This is a genomic window from Micromonospora sp. HB375, assembly GCF_017872985.1.
Classification (GTDB): Bacteria; Actinomycetota; Actinomycetes; order Mycobacteriales; family Micromonosporaceae; genus Micromonospora; species Micromonospora chalcea.
Window position 1 is genome coordinate 7,077,090 of sequence record NZ_JAGGJO010000001.1, and the last position, 15,701, is coordinate 7,092,790.

12 protein-coding genes are annotated in these 15,701 nt (G+C 72.9%); 5 read left to right on the forward strand and 7 right to left on the reverse strand.

The window, feature by feature from the left end; genetic code table 11:
* Window positions 1-302: 302 nt before the first annotated feature.
* From J3R08_RS31680 to pdhA, 4 genes are all read right to left on the reverse strand, one after another.
* Complete coding sequence (locus J3R08_RS31680) at window positions 303-440, reverse strand: hypothetical protein (RefSeq protein WP_013283356.1); 138 nt, start codon at window positions 438-440, stop codon at window positions 303-305.
* A 224-nt stretch (window positions 441-664) separates the two neighbouring features.
* Window positions 665-2,122, reverse strand: coding sequence for a dihydrolipoamide acetyltransferase family protein (locus tag J3R08_RS31685; RefSeq protein ID WP_043330772.1), 1,458 nt, complete (start codon window positions 2,120-2,122; stop codon window positions 665-667).
* A 5-nt stretch (window positions 2,123-2,127) separates the two neighbouring features.
* Window positions 2,128-3,117 (reverse strand): alpha-ketoacid dehydrogenase subunit beta, encoded by a 990-nt coding sequence (locus J3R08_RS31690; RefSeq protein WP_030269708.1) that lies wholly within the window; start codon window positions 3,115-3,117, stop codon window positions 2,128-2,130.
* Entirely contained in the window at window positions 3,117-4,295 is a 1,179-nt protein-coding gene (gene pdhA, locus J3R08_RS31695; RefSeq protein ID WP_187694576.1) for a pyruvate dehydrogenase (acetyl-transferring) E1 component subunit alpha, read from the reverse strand. The genes J3R08_RS31690 and pdhA overlap by 1 nt, the downstream gene beginning before the upstream one ends.
* A gap of 488 nt (window positions 4,296-4,783) precedes the next feature.
* On the opposite strand from pdhA, the gene J3R08_RS31700 reads away from it, so the two are divergent.
* The gene (locus tag J3R08_RS31700) at window positions 4,784-5,617 is read left to right on the forward strand and encodes a hypothetical protein (protein ID WP_209963929.1); all 834 of its coding nucleotides are present in this window, start codon (window positions 4,784-4,786) and stop codon (window positions 5,615-5,617) included.
* A gap of 572 nt (window positions 5,618-6,189) precedes the next feature.
* Here J3R08_RS31700 and J3R08_RS31705 read toward each other — a convergent pair.
* From J3R08_RS31705 to J3R08_RS31715, 3 genes are read right to left on the reverse strand one after another with little or no spacing between them, the layout of a single operon-like run.
* On the reverse strand, window positions 6,190-7,416 hold the full coding sequence (locus J3R08_RS31705) for a hypothetical protein (protein ID WP_113972286.1): 1,227 nt from the start codon (window positions 7,414-7,416) through the stop codon (window positions 6,190-6,192).
* 52 nt (window positions 7,417-7,468) lie between these two features.
* On the reverse strand, window positions 7,469-9,127 hold the full coding sequence (locus J3R08_RS31710; RefSeq protein ID WP_209964512.1) for a GTPase: 1,659 nt from the start codon (window positions 9,125-9,127) through the stop codon (window positions 7,469-7,471).
* 17 nt (window positions 9,128-9,144) lie between these two features.
* Window positions 9,145-10,962: an ABC transporter gene (locus J3R08_RS31715; protein WP_069088105.1), complete on the reverse strand. Its 1,818-nt coding sequence runs from the start codon at window positions 10,960-10,962 to the stop codon at window positions 9,145-9,147.
* A 211-nt stretch (window positions 10,963-11,173) separates the two neighbouring features.
* On the opposite strand from J3R08_RS31715, the gene dnaK reads away from it, so the two are divergent.
* The 4 genes from dnaK (at window position 11,174) to J3R08_RS31735 (ending at window position 15,554) form a co-directional block, all read left to right on the forward strand.
* Complete coding sequence (gene dnaK, locus J3R08_RS31720; protein WP_043327583.1) at window positions 11,174-13,045, forward strand: molecular chaperone DnaK; 1,872 nt, start codon at window positions 11,174-11,176, stop codon at window positions 13,043-13,045.
* A gap of 48 nt (window positions 13,046-13,093) precedes the next feature.
* On the forward strand, window positions 13,094-13,828 hold the full coding sequence (gene grpE, locus J3R08_RS31725; RefSeq protein WP_043327582.1) for a nucleotide exchange factor GrpE: 735 nt from the start codon (window positions 13,094-13,096) through the stop codon (window positions 13,826-13,828).
* Window positions 13,829-13,907: 79 nt separating this feature from the next.
* On the forward strand, window positions 13,908-15,089 hold the full coding sequence (gene dnaJ / locus J3R08_RS31730; RefSeq protein ID WP_043327581.1) for a molecular chaperone DnaJ: 1,182 nt from the start codon (window positions 13,908-13,910) through the stop codon (window positions 15,087-15,089).
* Between the two features lie 24 nt (window positions 15,090-15,113).
* Entirely contained in the window at window positions 15,114-15,554 is a 441-nt protein-coding gene (locus J3R08_RS31735) for a heat shock protein transcriptional repressor HspR (protein WP_030500539.1), read from the forward strand.
* The last annotated feature ends 147 nt before the right edge of the window (window positions 15,555-15,701 follow it).

Consider the following 15,701-nt stretch of genomic DNA (forward strand, 5'->3'; position numbering starts at 1 on the left):
GGAACCGTCGGCATGGCTGCCGGCGTCGCCGGCGGGTACCGGCCGTGCGGGCTCCCCGCACCGTATCCGGTGGTTGCCCGGAGCCGCCCGGGGGAGCATCGGCCGTCACCGAAAGTCACCGGACGACGTCGATGGGTTTCACTTGCCCGCGTCGGCCCGGAACCACCGGTTGGCGACCGTGCCAACCGTACCGGGCGGTGCGGCGAGGTGGAATCCCGGTGCCGACCGATGCCGATACGCCGAAGACCCGCCCGGTGTCGGGCGGGTCTTCGGACTGGAGGAGGTGAGAAAGGTCTGTGGCGTCAGCTCATGTGACGCTGGGCGATGGCGAGAAGCTCCTCGCGGACCGCGGGCGAGTTCGCGGAACGCAGCGCGTGCTCGATGGCGCGGGCGCGGCGGTTGGCGTCGCGGCGGGTGCGGATTCGCTCGATCATGCTCATCTTGGGTCTCTCCTCCTGGCTATTCGGTTGTCAGCCCCTTGATGTCTCTATTTAAGCGCACCAGGCCGCCCATCGCCATCGATTATTAGGTGAGCTGAACCACGTACCTAAGGATCGTAGGTCAGCCTGCCCTCAGATCCTATGATTCCGTTCCCGAAACGGTTACGGCCGGTGTGCCGGGCGTTCACCCGTGGCACACCGGCCGTGACCGGAGCGGTGGTGCGTCAGGTCCAGGCGAGCAGCGCCGCCTCCGGGTCGGCCAGGAAGTCCCCGATGTCGCGGAGGAACTTCGAGCCCAGCTCACCGTCGATGATGCGGTGGTCGAAGGAGAGGCCGAGCGTGGTCACCAGGCGCGGCTTCACCTTGCCCTTGTGCACCCACGGCTGCTCCCGTACCGCGCCGAAGGCGAGGATCGCCGACTCGCCCGGGGGCAGGATCGGCGTACCGGTGTCGACGCCGAAGACGCCGACGTTGGTGATGGTGAACGTGCCGCCGGACATGTCCGCCGGGGACGTCCTCCCCGACTTCGCGGTCTGCACCAGGTCCGTCATCGCGTCCGCCAGCTCGCGCAGCGAGAGCCGCCCGGCGTCCTTGATGTTCGGCACGATCAGGCCGCGCTCGGTGGCCGCCGCGATGCCGAGGTTGACGTACTCCTTCACCACGATCTCGTCGCCGGCCCAGGTCGAGTTGACCATCGGGTGCCGCTTGACCGCCAGCAGCACCGCCTTGGCGACCAGCAGCAGCGGCGAGACCCGCACGTCGCGCCACTCCCGCCGGTCACGCAGCCGGTCCAGCGCCTTCATCGCCCGGGTCACGTCGACGGTCAGGAACTCCGTCACGTGCGGGGCGGTGAACGCCGAGCGGGCCATGTTCTCCGCGGTGAGCTTGCGTACCCCCTTGACCGGGATGCGCTGCTCGCGGTCCGCGCCGAAGCTCGCGGCCGACGCGGCCGGCGTCGTGACCGTCAGCGGCTCGGCCGCCGCCGGGGTCGCGGTCGCCGCCCGCTGTACGTCCTCACGGGTGATCGAGCCGAGCGGACCCGAGCCGGTCAGCGTGGCCAGGTCGATGCCGAGGTCCTTCGCCAGCTTGCGGACCGGCGGCTTGGCCAGCACCGGACCGGAGACCCGGCCGTTGCCGTTGACCGCCGGGGCGGGAGCGGGCGGGGCGGGCGCGACAGGCGCGGGCGCCACCGGGGCGGCGGCCTGAGCCGGTGCCGGCGCGTCACCCTTGCGCGGGCGGCGCTTGGCCGGGGCGTTGCGCGGGCCGTAGCCGACCAGCACGGCGGTACGCCCACCCGGGGCCACACCACCGATCAGGCCCGGCTCGACCATGCCCTCGGCGGGCGCGACCTGGACCGCGGCGAGCGACGCTGCAGACGGAGCGGGCAGGTCCGACGCGGGGGTCGCGGTCGTCGACTCCTCGATCGGCCCGGCGCCCGGGTCGGTGTCGATCGCGATGATCGGCACGCCGACCTCGACAGTGGACCCCTCCGGGTGGAAGATCGCCTGCACCCGGCCGGCCCACTTCGCCGGGATCTCGACCGCCGCCTTCGCGGTCTCCACCTCGACGATCGGCTGGTTCAGCTCGATGTCGTCGCCGACCTTGACCAGCCAGGCGAGGATCTCGCCCTCGGTCAGGCCCTCGCCCAGGTCGGGAAGGTTGAACTCCTTGATCCGGGACATGCCGCTCACCAGCCGAACGTGCGGTCGACGGCGTCGAGCACCCGGTCCAGGTCGGGCAGGTACTCCTCCTCCACCCGGGCGGCCGGGTAGGGGGTGTCGAAGCCGGTCACCCGCAGCACCGGGGACTCCAGGGAGTAGAAGCACTCCTCGGTGATCCGGGCCGCGATCTCCGACCCGAGACCCAGGTTGCCCGGGGCCTCGTGCACGACCACGCAGCGGCCGGTGCGCCGCACCGACTCGTACGCCGCGGTCAGGTCCAGCGGCGAGATCGTGCGCAGATCGATGACCTCCAGCTCGCGGCCGTCCTCGGCGGCGGCGGTGGCCGCGTCGAGCGCGGTGCGCACCATCGGGCCGTACGCCAGGACCGTCGCGTCCGTGCCGGGCCGCGCGACCCGGGCCGAGTGCAGGGGGTACGCGTCGGCGATCGGCGCGTCCAGGTCCACCGGACCCTTCTCCCAGTAGCGCCGCTTCGGCTCCAGGAACACGATCGGGTCGTCCGACGCGATCGCCTGCTGGATCATCACGTACGCGTCCTGCGGGTTCGCGCAGCTCACCACCTTGAGACCGGCGGTGTGCGCGAAGTACGCCTCGGGCGACTCGGAGTGGTGCTCGACCGCGCCGATGCCGCCGCCGAACGGGATGCGGATGACCATCGGGATCCGCACCTTGCCCTGCGAGCGGTAGTGCATCTTCGCCACCTGCGACACGATCTGGTCGTACGCGGGGTAGACGAAGCCGTCGAACTGGATCTCGCAGACCGGACGGAAACCGCGGATGGCCAGGCCGACAGCGGTGCCGATGATGCCGGACTCGGCCAGCGGGGTGTCGATGACGCGCTGGTCGCCGAAGTCCTTCTGGAGGCCGTCGGTGATCCGGAACACGCCGCCGAGCTTGCCGACGTCCTCGCCCATGATGACGACCTTCGGGTCGTTCTCCAGGGCCCGCCGCAGGCCGGTGTTCAGTGCCTTGCCGAGGGTGAGCGTCTCCGTGGCCATCAGTGCGCGCTCCCCTCGAAGGACTCCATGTACTGCGTGAACCGGGCCCGCTGCTCGTCCAGCTCGGGAGAGCCGTTGGGGTAGACGTGGTCGAACATGCTCACCGGCTGCGGGTCGGGCATGGCGAGCACACGCTCGCGCAGGTGCACCGACTCGGTGCGGGCCTGCTCGTCGACAGCGGTGAAGAACGACTCGTCGGCGATCTTCTGCTTGGTCAGGAACGCCTTCATCCGGGCGATCGGGTCCTTCGCCTGCCACGCCTCGACCTCGCTGGCGATGCGGTAGCGGGTCGGGTCGTCGGAGGTGGTGTGCGCGCCCATCCGGTAGGTGTACGCCTCGATCAGGCTCGGGCCCTGGCCGTTGCGCGCGTTGTCCAGCGCGTGCCGGGTCACCGCGTACGACGCGAGCACGTCGTTGCCGTCCACCCGGACGCCGGGGAAGCCGAACCCGCCGGCCCGCCGGTACAGCGGCACGCGGGTCTGCCGCTCCAGCGGCTCGGAGATGGCGTACTGGTTGTTCTGGCAGAAGAACACCAGCGGGGCGTTGAAGACGCTGGCCCAGACGAACGACTCGTTGACGTCGCCCTGGCTGGTGGCGCCGTCGCCGAAGTAGGCGATGACCGCCTCGCCGTCCTCGCCGCCGGTCTTGCCGTCCATGGCGACACCCATGGCGTACCCGGTCGCGTGCAGGGTCTGCGCCCCGATCACGATCGTGTACATGTTGAACTTGAACTCGTTCGGGTCCCAGCCGCCCTGGTCGACGCCGCGGAACAGGCCCAGCGGCATGATCGGGTCGATGCCGCGGCAGTAGAGCACGCCGTGCTCGCGGTAGGTCGGGAACGCCATGTCCTGCGTACGCAGCGCCCGGCCGGAGCCGACCTGCGCCGCCTCCTGGCCCAGCAGGCTGGCCCACAGTCCCAGCTCGCCCTGGCGCTGCAGCGCGGTGGCCTCGGCGTCCAGCTTGCGGACCAGCACGAGGTCGCGGTAGAGCCCGCGGTACTCCTCGTCGGTGAAGTCGACGCGGTACTCGGTCCCGTCCGGGCCGAGCGCGGTCTCGATGCGCTCACCTTCCGGCGTGAGCAGCTGTACGAGTTCCGGTTCACCGGCCGCGGCGGCGCGCCTGGTGCGGGGTGCGGCCCGCTTGCTGCGGGTGGCGGCCCCGGGGTCGCCCTTTGCCATCCGTCTCTCCCTGTCTGTCTGCGCCGGCGCCGGGGGTTACCCGAGCCGAGCACCTCGTGCGCCCGCCCGGCTGATGCCGGGTCGGTCCCTGGCGACCGCGCCTGACCCCGGTAGGGGTTGCCGCGCGGCGTGAGCCGGAGTCGGTCGGGGACAGACCCAGGCCCGGGAGCGCCGGCGCCGTTCCGCACCAGCCGCGGGGTACGCGGAGGTGGCGGCTGCGTTGCCGTCGTGTCTGAATGATTGCAGAGGAGGTGAGCGGGCCCACAGTATGGCCTCCTTGGTGGGTGAGGTTCCATCGTCTTCATGACGGATAGCCGTCTTTGTCCCCAGTGGCGGGATCGGCTGACGTACAAAATGTGTGTCGACACGCGGTTGCGACTGGTGAACTGAGCGTCACTGGGTCAAGCTTGCGGTGAGCTGTTGCGCGGCATTTGTCCGAATATCCGCGCGTGCTCTCCCGTCCCCGTTCGCGCGTGAGGAGTGTGCCGGTGTCCGAACCAGAGGGTCCCCCCGGCTCACCCTTCCTCGGCCGGCACCGCGCGCTGCCCGCCTCCCCGTACCGCCGGGTCGTCGGCGCGCACCGCGCCCCCGGCGCCGGCGCCCCCAGCCGGGGCTACCTGCTCACAGTGGCGCTGCTCGCCGGCACCGCGTCGATGCCGATCCTCGCCGCCATCAGCACCGGATCGGCGACGGTGGGCAACAGCGCGCTCCCCGACACCAGCACCCCGTTCCTGCCGACACCCTCGATCGGGCCGGTGGTGATCCCGCCGCCCCAGGCGACCCAGCCCGCAGTGCCGTCCACGCCCACCCCCGACGTCACCTCCGTACCCCCGGCGCGGCCCGTCCTCCCCGCCGCGCCGAGCCTGCCCGACGACAGCGACCTCGCCGCCCGCCACCGGTCCCGCCCGGTGGCCGCGCCGCCGCCACCGTCCACGCCGGTCCGGCCCACCCCGGTCCGCCCGCCGCACCCCTCGCCGGTGCCCTCACCGTCGCCGTCGCACCCGCCGTCCGACCCGGGTACGCCGACGCCCGAGCCGAGCCCCAGCCCCGAGCCGTCCGCCACGTCCGTCGAGCCGACGCCCTCGGCAGGTTCGTCCGACCCGTCCGGCCCATCGGGTACGTCCGGTCCCGCTGATCCGTCGGGTCCTGCCGAGCCGACCGGTTCCGCTGGGCCGTCGGGTCCTGCCGAGCCGTCCGGTCCCGCCGAGCCGTCGGGTCCTGCCGATCCGTCCGGTTCTGCTGGGCCGTCGGGTCCTGCCGGGTCGTCCGCCGCGTCCGCTCCTTCCGGCCTGGCCCGCCCATCGGTGTCCCGCGCCTCATGATCGACACCACTTCGCCGTAGTGGTGTGGTCCCGGCCGGTCTGATGCGGCCACCTCGCCGAGGTGGTGTGGATCAACAGGGGTCTGGGGGCGTGCCCTCGTGCCGGGGTGGGGTGGTCGGGGGACGGCAGGCCTCATGATCAACACCACTTCGGCGTAGTGGTGTGGTCCCGGCCGGTCCGATGCAGCCACCTCGCCGAGGTGGTGTGGATCAACGAGGTCCGGCTGGTCAGGGCATCGGCAGGCGCATGATCGACACCACTTCGCCGTGCTGGTGTGGTCGCGAGCGACTTGATACAGCCACTTCGCCGTGCTGGTGTCGATCAAGGAGGTTCGGGGAGGCCCCTCGCGCGGGGCACCCAGGGCCGCATGATCGACACCGTTACGCCCCGGTGGTGTGGTCCCGGCCGGCTCGATGCAGCCACCTCGCCGGGGTGGCGTGGATCAACGAGGGGCGGGGCCACCGAGGGCCGGCGCCCGCATGATCGACACCACTTCGGCGTAGTGGTGTGGTTCTGGCCGGGGTGATGCCGCCACCTCGCCGAGGTGGTGCCGACCATGCGTGCGCGACTGCCTAGGCCGGGTCGTCGGTCAGGCGGTGGCGGTTCGCCTCGATCCAGGCGTTCAGCGCCTCCGGGTCGTCCGGGTCCACGCCGTCCGCCATCAGCTGGGCCACCGCGGCCGTGGCCGGGCTGCGCCGCTCACCGGTGCTGTAGAGCCGCGCGAACTCCGGGACCATCTCGGTGATCGCCTCGTCCGTCCGGGCGGCCGCCGACTGCGACAGTCCGCGCTGCCGGGCCGCGTACGCCGCCCAGGCGCGCAGCACCCGGGGCAGCATCGCCGCGTCGTCCATGTCCAGCACGGCCCGGCGGTGCACCCAGTCGAGCAGGAACAGCTCGGCGACCATCGGGCTCCACCGCATCGGGTCGGCGTCCGGGAAGCTGGCCGCGTGGTCGAGCAGCAGGCCGAGGCAGAAGTGCAGTGAGGCCAGCTCACCGTCGGCGACCTCGGGCAGGCCGAACCGGGACGCCTCGGGCGAGTCGAGGAATGCGCGTACCAGGCGGGTGCGCTCCTCGTCGGTGGGCGGCGGCACGACCGCCGGACCGGCCGGCGGGGTCGGCCCGGGCAGCGCGGCCAGCCGTGCGCCCACGAGCGCCCGGTCGGTGGCGAGCGAGCCCTGTGCGGGCAGCTCGGCGAGGTCGTCGGTGACCGCCAGGTGGCGGCTCACCTCGGCGTGCATCCGGGCCGGGTCCTCGGTACGGAACCAGGTGAACTCGTCCTCGGTGCAGATCTCCCGGGCCTGCTCCACGATCCGGGCCGCCGGGCCGCCGACGAAGACGTCCTTGGTGATGCCGATGTTGTGGTCGACCAGCGCCACCAGCGCGTGCTCGGGCCCGCCCTGTTCCTCGTCGTCGTACGCGAACGTGGCGAGGTAGGACGTCTGGTCGCCGTACACGTCGCCGTACGCCCAGGCGCCTGTGACGTGCACCCGGCCGAGCTGGCCGGCCCACGTCGGGGCGTACGCGCCGGGCCGGACCCGGGCGGCGCCCTCGGCGTCGGGCACCAGGGCGGCGAAGACGGCGCGCAGTGTGGTCGCGGCGGCGCTGCGCCGCCGGGACGTGGCGGCGAGGAAGCCGGTGACGAACTCGCGGACGGCCTGTTCCCGGTCGTGCTCCGCGACGGCGTAGACGCTGCCCAGCAACGCGGCGCCGAGCATCTCCGCGTCCAGGGCCGAGTCGAGCCTCGTCACGTCGCGCGCGGCGTGCAGAACCGCGTCGTAGGGGGTCTGTGGCGTGGCCATGCATCGACCCTACGCCGCGCGGGCCGCCCCCACACCGGTCAGCGCGCCGGGTTCAGCGCCGCACGGCTTCGCGCAGCGCCTCCCGGGCCGTGCCGTAGCGGGTCAGCACCGCCCACACCGGGTCCAGCACGTACTTCTCGCCGACGCTGCCCACCGACGTGAGCAGGCGTCGCTCGGCCCGCGCCCGGGCCCGGCGGGCCGCCCACCCGACCACCGGCCGGGTCAGCGCCGCGATCAGCAGCCCGGCCAGCAGGCCACCGAGCAGCAGGACCGTCGGCCACGGCACCACGCCGAGCGTGGGGTGTTCCAGCGGGGGCAGGCCGAGCAGGCGCACCGCGTACCCGAGGAGCAGCCAGACCAGGCCGGCCAGCGCGGCCAGGGTGACCACCCACTGAAGCGCGCCGACCACCCGCCACCAGGCCGGCCGGCGGTCCATGCCCAGGTCGGTCGCGGCGACCGCGTGGTCGAGCGCGCCCGGCAGGTCGGCCTGCCGGGACCGGGCCGCGGCGGTCACCGCGGCCGGCCACGGCGCCGGCAGACCGGCGCCGTTCCGGTCGGCCACCGCGCGGATCGCCAGCGTCAGCGCCGAGCGCTGCGCGGCCGTCGGATCGGGTACGGAGGTGGCCGCGACCAGGCTCTCCGCCGGCGCGTCCGGGTCCCGCCCGGGCAGGTGCAGCCGGCGCAGCGGATCGGGTCGTAGCTTGCGCCAGCTCCGCAGCAGCGGCCAGCCGGTGTTGCTGACGGCCCGGTGCCGGTACGCCCCCTCGACCGCCGCCGCCACAGTCGGCACCCCGGCCGCCCCGGCCAGCGCCCGGTTCAGCTCCTGCGCCGAGGCGTCGCCGGGTTTGCTGCTCGGCGGTTCCGGCCCGACGAGCGGTTCGAGATCGGCCACCACGGCGTCCACGTCGCCGGAGAGCCGGCGCAGGGCGGCCTGCCGTTCGGCGACCGTACGCTCCAGCTCGGCCCGCAGGCCGCTCAGCCCGTTCGGGTCGACCGCTACCGTGGGCAGCAGCGGCACCCCGCCCAGCCCGTCCTCGTCGAGCAGCCGGCGCAGATCCTCGAGGACCTTGGGCAGCTCGGTCGGGTGCAGCCGGTCGGCCTGGTTGAGCACCACGACCGTGACGTCCTTGTGCCTGTGGAACTCGCGCAGATAGCTGGTGTGGATCACGCGGTCGGCGTACTTCTGCGGGTCGACCACCCAGACCACCAGGTCGACCAGGCCCAGCAGGCGGTCGACCTCCAGCCGGTGACCGTGCTGCACCGAGTCGAAGTCGGGCAGGTCGAGCAGGACGAGGCCGTGCAGCGTCGACTCGTCGTCGGCGTCCAGCGGGCTTTCCCGGACGAACCGGTGCCGGGGCAGCACGCCGATCCAGTCGAGCAGCCGGACCGCGCCGTCCAGCGGACCCCACACGCAGGCGTGCGCGACGCCGGTGGTCGGCCGGCGCACCCCGACCGGGGAGAGGTCGAGCCGGGCCAGCGAGTTGAACAGGCTCGACTTGCCGCTGCCGGTCGCGCCGGCCAGCGCGACCACCGTGTGCCGACCGGAGAGGGCGAGCCGGTCACCGGCCCGCTCGACCACCGTGTGCGCGGCGACCAGTTGAGCGTCGGGCACATCGCCGTCCACCGCGGAAAGGAACCGCTGGATCGCCTGGAGGCGCTCGATCAGCACGTCCGGGTCGACCCGCTGCTCGCCGCGCAGCGCGTCCCGCATCCGTCCGACGACGTTACTCACTGGCGTCCGTCCTGCTCGGGGCTCGGAAACAGACCACTCCGGTGCCGGGCCCGCTCGACCTCCAGGGCGGCCCAGCGCAGCGCCGCGCCGGCGTTGTCGGCCGGGCGTTCGGCCTCGGTGCGGGCCAGGAAGCGCTCGGCTTCCTCGGCCAGCAGCTTGCCGGTCCGGTCGAGCAGGTCGATCCGGGCCTTGCGGGCAAGGTTCCGCACCGCCTGGTCGCCGAAGATCGCCTGGAGCACGGTCTGCCCGGCGACCGCCGTGCCGGTGCCGGCGGCGACCTCCAGCCCGGTGGGGATGAACGCGGTGGAGGCGAACACGCCGATCATGACGGCGAGGCCGGTGGCGTTCACCGCGTACGCCGCGGTGCGGGCCACGAACCGCCGGTCGCCGCCCTCGACCCGGACCAGTTCCAGCACGCCGCGCTGCCAGTCGCGGACCAGCTGCTCGGCCCGCTCCGGCAGGTCGGCCGAGGCGTGGGCCAGGTCCGGCTCAAGCAGCGCCGCGCCGGCCGGGTGCGCCTTCCAACCGGTGTACGCGTTCTCCGCCGCCTCGGCGGCCACGCCGCGCAGCAGCGTGACGAGCTGCGACTCGATCGCGGTACGCAGTTCCGCGGCGGGCGCGGGCCGCCCGGTGACCGCCGCGACGACCCGGTCCCGCAGCCGGCCGATGCGTGCCTCCAGGCCCCGGAAGAACTCGCCGGTGCCGATGAACTCCTGCCAGCGGGCCAGCACCTCGCCGCGCAGCAGCCGGCCGTCCCGGAGCCCCTGGTCGACGCTCCGCTCGGCGCCCCGGTACGCGGCCCGTACCCGTTCGTCCAGCGCGTCGGCCGCGGTGCACTGCTCGTCGGCGGCCTCGGCGAGCGCCTCCACCACCGGGTGCAGCGCGGCCAGCGCGCCGTCGAGCGTCTGCCGGACCACCGCGGCGCGGGCGTCGGCGTCGGCGGCGAGCCGGGCGAACCAGTCACTGAGCGGGGCGGTGATCCGGTCCGGCAGCAGCCCCTGCCCGTCCACCCAGGTCTCCGGCAGCACGAACAGCGGCGCGGCGCCCAGCTCCTGCTCGGCGAGCATCTCGGACAGGTGGGCGGCGACCTCGTCGGCGGCCTCCGGGGGGACCCGGTCCAGCACCATCGCCACTGCGGTGCCCCGGGCGCGGGCGCTGCGCAGCAGCTCCCAGGGGACGGCGTCGGCGTACCGGGCGGCGGTGGTGACGAACAGCCAGAGGTCGGCGGCGGCGAGCAGTTGGCCGGCGAGCGCCCGGTTGGCGTCGACCACCGAGTCGATGTCGGGCGCGTCGAGGAAGGCCAGGCCGGGCGGCAGCGCCGGTGCGGTGACCAGGTGCAGGGTGCCCGGCTGCTCGCTCGGCTCGGTGGTCCGGGTCAGGCCAGGCAGCAGCTCGCCCTGCCGGAACCAGGCCGCGTCGGTCGGGCTGCACACCAGCACCGGGGAGCGGGTGGTGGGGCGGAGCACCCCGGCCGCGCTGACCCGTGCCTGGACCAGGCTGTTGACGAGCGTCGACTTGCCCGCGCCGGTGGAGCCGCCGACCACCACCAGCAGCGGGGCGTCGAGCCGGGCCAGCCGGGGAAGCAGGTAGTCGTCGAGCTGGTCGGTGAGGCTCGTGGCGGCGTGCCGGGCCGGCTCGGCCGAGGGGAGGGCGAGCGGGAAGCGGGCCGCGCCGATCGCCGACCGCAGGCCGGTGAGCGCGGCGGGCAGGCCCTCCGGGGCGTGCGCAGGCTGGTCGGCGCCGGTGGTGGCTCCGGTGCGGGCTGCGACGGCGGGCGCGCCGGCACGGGTGGCGGAATCGCCATGCGTCGTCACCGCTAAAGCGTGCCCGACCGACGCAAGGTAAGACAACCGGACAGTAGTAACGGTCGGGTTGCGCCGGGTCGGCTCAACCTCGACTTGCGGATTGGCGATGGCGTGGCACTATTGAGTCAAGTTCACTCAACTTGTGGTGCGGTCGCTTCCGGGCGGCCCTCCCGGGCAGGCCGTCTGACCTGCTCACCCGTTACGAAGCGAGGAAGCGAACATGGCACGTGCGGTCGGCATCGACCTCGGCACGACGAACTCCTGCGTCAGCGTTCTCGAGGGCGGTGAGCCCACCGTCATCGCCAACGCAGAGGGCTCGCGTACGACTCCCTCGATCGTCGCGTTCGCCCGCAACGGCGAGGTGCTCGTCGGTGAGGTCGCCAAGCGCCAGGCGGTGACCAACCCCGACCGGACCATCCGCTCGGTCAAGCGGGAGATCGGCACCAACTGGACCGTCGACATCGACGGCAAGAAGTACACCCCGCAGGAGATCTCGGCCCGCACGCTGATGAAGCTCAAGCGGGACGCCGAGGCGTACCTGGGCGAGCAGATCACCGACGCGGTGATCACCGTCCCCGCCTACTTCAACGACGGGCAGCGCCAGGCCACCAAGGAGGCCGGTGAGATCGCCGGCTTCAACGTGCTGCGGATCGTGAACGAGCCGACCGCGGCCGCCCTGGCGTACGGCCTGGACAAGGGTTCCAAGGAGCAGACCGTCCTGGTCTTCGACCTCGGTGGCGGCACCTTCGACGTGTCGCTGCTGGAGCTGGCCGAGGGCGTGGTGGAGGTCAAGTCCACCAGCGGTGACAACCAGCTCGGCGGTGACGACTGGGACCAGCGCATCATCGACCACCTGGTGAAGACGTTCCGCGGTGAGCACGGCATCGACCTCTCGCAGGACAAGATGGCCATGCAGCGGCTCAAGGAGGCGGCCGAGAAGGCCAAGATCGAGCTGTCCGCCGCCACCACCAGCAACATCAACCTGCCGTACATCACCGCCGGCTCGGCCGGCCCGCTGCACCTCGACGTGACGCTCAGCCGCGCCGAGTTCCAGCGCATGACGCAGGACCTGCTGGACCGCTGCAAGGGCCCGTTCGAGCAGGCCGTCAAGGACGCCGGCATCAAGATCTCCGACGTCGACCACGTCATCCTGGTCGGCGGCTCGACCCGGATGCCGGCCGTCACCGACCTGGTCAAGCAGCTCACCGGCCGGGACCCGAACAAGGGCGTCAACCCGGACGAGGTCGTCGCCGTCGGCGCCGCGCTCCAGGCCGGTGTGCTCAAGGGCGAGGTCAAGGACGTCCTGCTGCTCGACGTGACCCCGCTGAGCCTGGGCATCGAGACCAAGGGCGGCATCTTCACCAAGCTCATCGAGCGCAACACCACCATCCCGACCAAGCGCTCCGAGGTCTTCACCACGGCCGACGACAACCAGCCGTCGGTGCTGATCCAGGTGTTCCAGGGCGAGCGGGAGATCGCGGCCTACAACAAGAAGCTCGGCACCTTCGAGCTGACCGGCCTCCCGCCGGCCCCGCGCGGCGTGCCGCAGATCGAGGTCACGTTCGACATCGACGCCAACGGCATCGTGAACGTGCACGCCAAGGACCTGGGCACCGGCAAGGAGCAGAAGATGACGATCACCGGCGGCTCCTCGCTGCCGAAGGACGACATCGAGCGGATGCGCCGGGACGCCGAGGAGCACGCCGACGAGGACAAGCGCCGCCGCGAGGAGGCCGAGACCCGCAACGTGGCCGAGGCGCTCCAGTGGCAGACCGAGAAGTTCCTCGCCGAGAGCGGCGACAAGCTGCCCAGCGAGAACCGTGACCAGCTCAACGAGGCGCTCGGCGAGCTGCGCAGCGCGCTCGGCGGCCAGGACATCGAGAAGATCAAGTCCGCGCACGAGAAGCTGGCGCAGGTCTCCCAGCAGGCCGGCTCGCTGCTCTACGCCCAGCAGCAGGAGGGCGAGCAGGCGGCGCCGGGTGGCGCGGCCGGGCCGGGCGCCGGCGCGGGCGCGGGCGCGACCGGTGGCCCGAAGGCCGGCGGCGACGACGACGTGGTCGACGCGGAGATCGTGGACGAGGACAAGAAGTGACATCCGGTCCCGGACACGATTCGCACGGCAGAGGGATGAGGTAACCGCATGACGGACAAGCCACGCGCGGCCGACCCGGGTGCCACCGGGTCGGCGGGCGCCGGCAAGGACGCCGGCGACGAACCCCGGGTCGTCATCCGCGACAAGCGCAAGCTCGGCAAGGTGACCGAGCAGCCGGCGAACGACGCCTCGGCGGCGGACGCCGCTGCCGACGCGCCCGCCGAAGGGCTGGTCGAGGAGGCCGAGGTCGTGGTCGACGAGATCGGCGGCGAGGCCGAGGTCACCGGGCCGACGGTGGTCGATTCCCCGGCCGAGCCGAGCGGGGAGACGGAGGCGACCGCGCCGCTCGGCGCCGAGCTGGAGTCGCTCCGCACCGACCTGGAGGAGCGCACCCGCGACCTCCAGCGGGTCACGGCGGAGTACGCCAACTACCGCAAGCGGGTCGACCGGGACCGCAACCTGGTCCAGGAGCAGGCCACCGGCACTGTGCTCAGCGCGCTGCTGCCGATCCTGGACGACCTGGACCGGGCCCGTGAGCACGGCGATCTGGTGGGCCCGTTCGGCAGCGTGGCCGAGCAGCTCACCGCCGCGCTGGGCAAGTTCGGCCTGACCGCGTTCGGCGAGAAGGGCGACCCGTTCGACCCGACCCGGCACGAGGCGGTGGCGCACCAGACCTCCGCCGACGTGACCGAGTCGACCTGCGTACAGGTCATGCGCCGCGGTTACCAGCTCGGCGAGCGGCTGCTGCGGCCCGCCATGGTCGCGGTCGCGGACCCGGAGTAGTGCCGACCCGTGACGTCCCGCCCGCCCCCACCGGGCGGGCGGGACGGCCGGGCTTCGACCCGTGGAAGGGGGTGGACCGGTGAGTTCCAAGGACTGGATCGAGAAGGACTACTACGCCGCGTTGGGCGTGGAGAAGTCCGCCTCCTCGGACGAGATCAAGAAGGCGTACCGCAAGCTGGCCCGGGAGTCGCACCCGGACCACAACCCCGGCGACACCGGGGCCGAGGAGCGGTTCAAGACCGTCTCCGAGGCGTACGCGGTGCTGGGCGACGAGAAGAAGCGACGCGAGTACGACGAGATGCGCTCGCTGTTCGGCTCGGGCGCCTTCCGCCGCAGCGCCCGCGGCGCGGGCCAGCCGGGCGGCGTGCCGTTCGACGTCTCCGACCTGTTCGGCGGCGGCGCGGGCGGCGGGGACACCCGGTTCGGCGGCGGCGGTTTCACCGACCTGTTCAGCTCGATCTTCTCCGGCGGCGGGGGTGGCGCGGCGCGTCCGCGCGGTCCGGCGCGGGGCCGGGACGTCGAGACCGAGGTGGCGCTCGATTTCGAGGATGCGGTACGCGGCGTCACGCTGCCGCTGACGCTGCGCGCGCCCGGCGTCTGCGACACCTGCCACGGCAACGGCGCGAAGCCGGGTACCCAGCCGGTGGCCTGCCCGGTCTGCCACGGCGCCGGCGTGACCACCCGCAACCAGGGGTCGTTCAGCTTCTCCGAGCCGTGTCGCAACTGCCAGGGCGTCGGCACGATCGTCGAGGAGAAGTGCCCGGAGTGCCACGGCACCGGCGGTGTCACCAAGACCCGCACGCTGAACGTGCGCTTCCCGGCCGGGGTGGCCGACGGGCAGCGGATCCGCCTGGCCGGCCGGGGTGAGCCCGGTGAGCGGGGCGGCGCGGCCGGCGACCTGTTCGTGCAGGTGAAGGTCCGCCCGGACGAGCTGTTCGGGCGTACCGGGGACGATCTGACCCTGAACGTCCCGATCACCTACGCCGAGGCGGTCCTCGGCACCGACCTGCGCGTGCCGACCCTGGACGGGACGGTGACGCTGCGGGTGCCACCGGGTACGCCCAGCGGGCGGGTGCTGCGCGCCCGCGGCAAGGGCGTCGTACGCAAGGACGGCCGCGCCGGTGACCTGCTGGTCACGCTCGACGTGGTGGTCCCGGCGAAGGTCTCGGACGAGGCGCGGGCGGCGCTGGAGACCTTCGCGGAGCAGACTCCGCCCGCCGCGCGGGAACATCTCGACGCGCGGGTACGTCGATTCAGTTGACGGCGGCAGCGGAGGTGAGCGGGCATGTCGGAGGAGTACGTCGGCTCGGGTGACCCGGCCTACGAGGCCAAGGTGTTGATGATCTCGGTGGCTGCGCGGATGGCGGGGATGCACCCCCAGACGCTGCGCCAGTACGACCGGCTGGGCCTGGTGCAGGCGGGCCGGGCGTCCGGCGGTGGTCGCCGGTACAGCGTCCGGGACGTGGTGCTGCTGCGCGAGGTGCAGCGGCTCAGCCAGGACGACGGGATCAACCTGGCCGGGGTCAAGCGGATCATCGGGTTGGAGCGGCTGCTCGAAGAGGCACAGCAGCGGGTGGCCCGGCTGGAGGCGGAGCTGGACGCCGCGTACCGGCGGATCGCCGAGCTGGAGTCGCTCGGTGGCTTTGCCCGCGGCGACCTCGTGCCGACCAACCGCACGTCCACCGCGCTCGTCGTCTGGCGACCACGCCGCGCTCCCGACCGCTGACCTTTCACCGGAAGGCCGGCGCGCCCCGCTCCCCCGGGGCCGCGCCGGCCTTCGTACGTCCGGCCCTCGTGCGTCCCTGGTTCGGGGCGCTCGTCGGGGAATGCGGGATGCGGCAGGGCGCTGTCGACTAGGCTCGCCGGTAGGGCC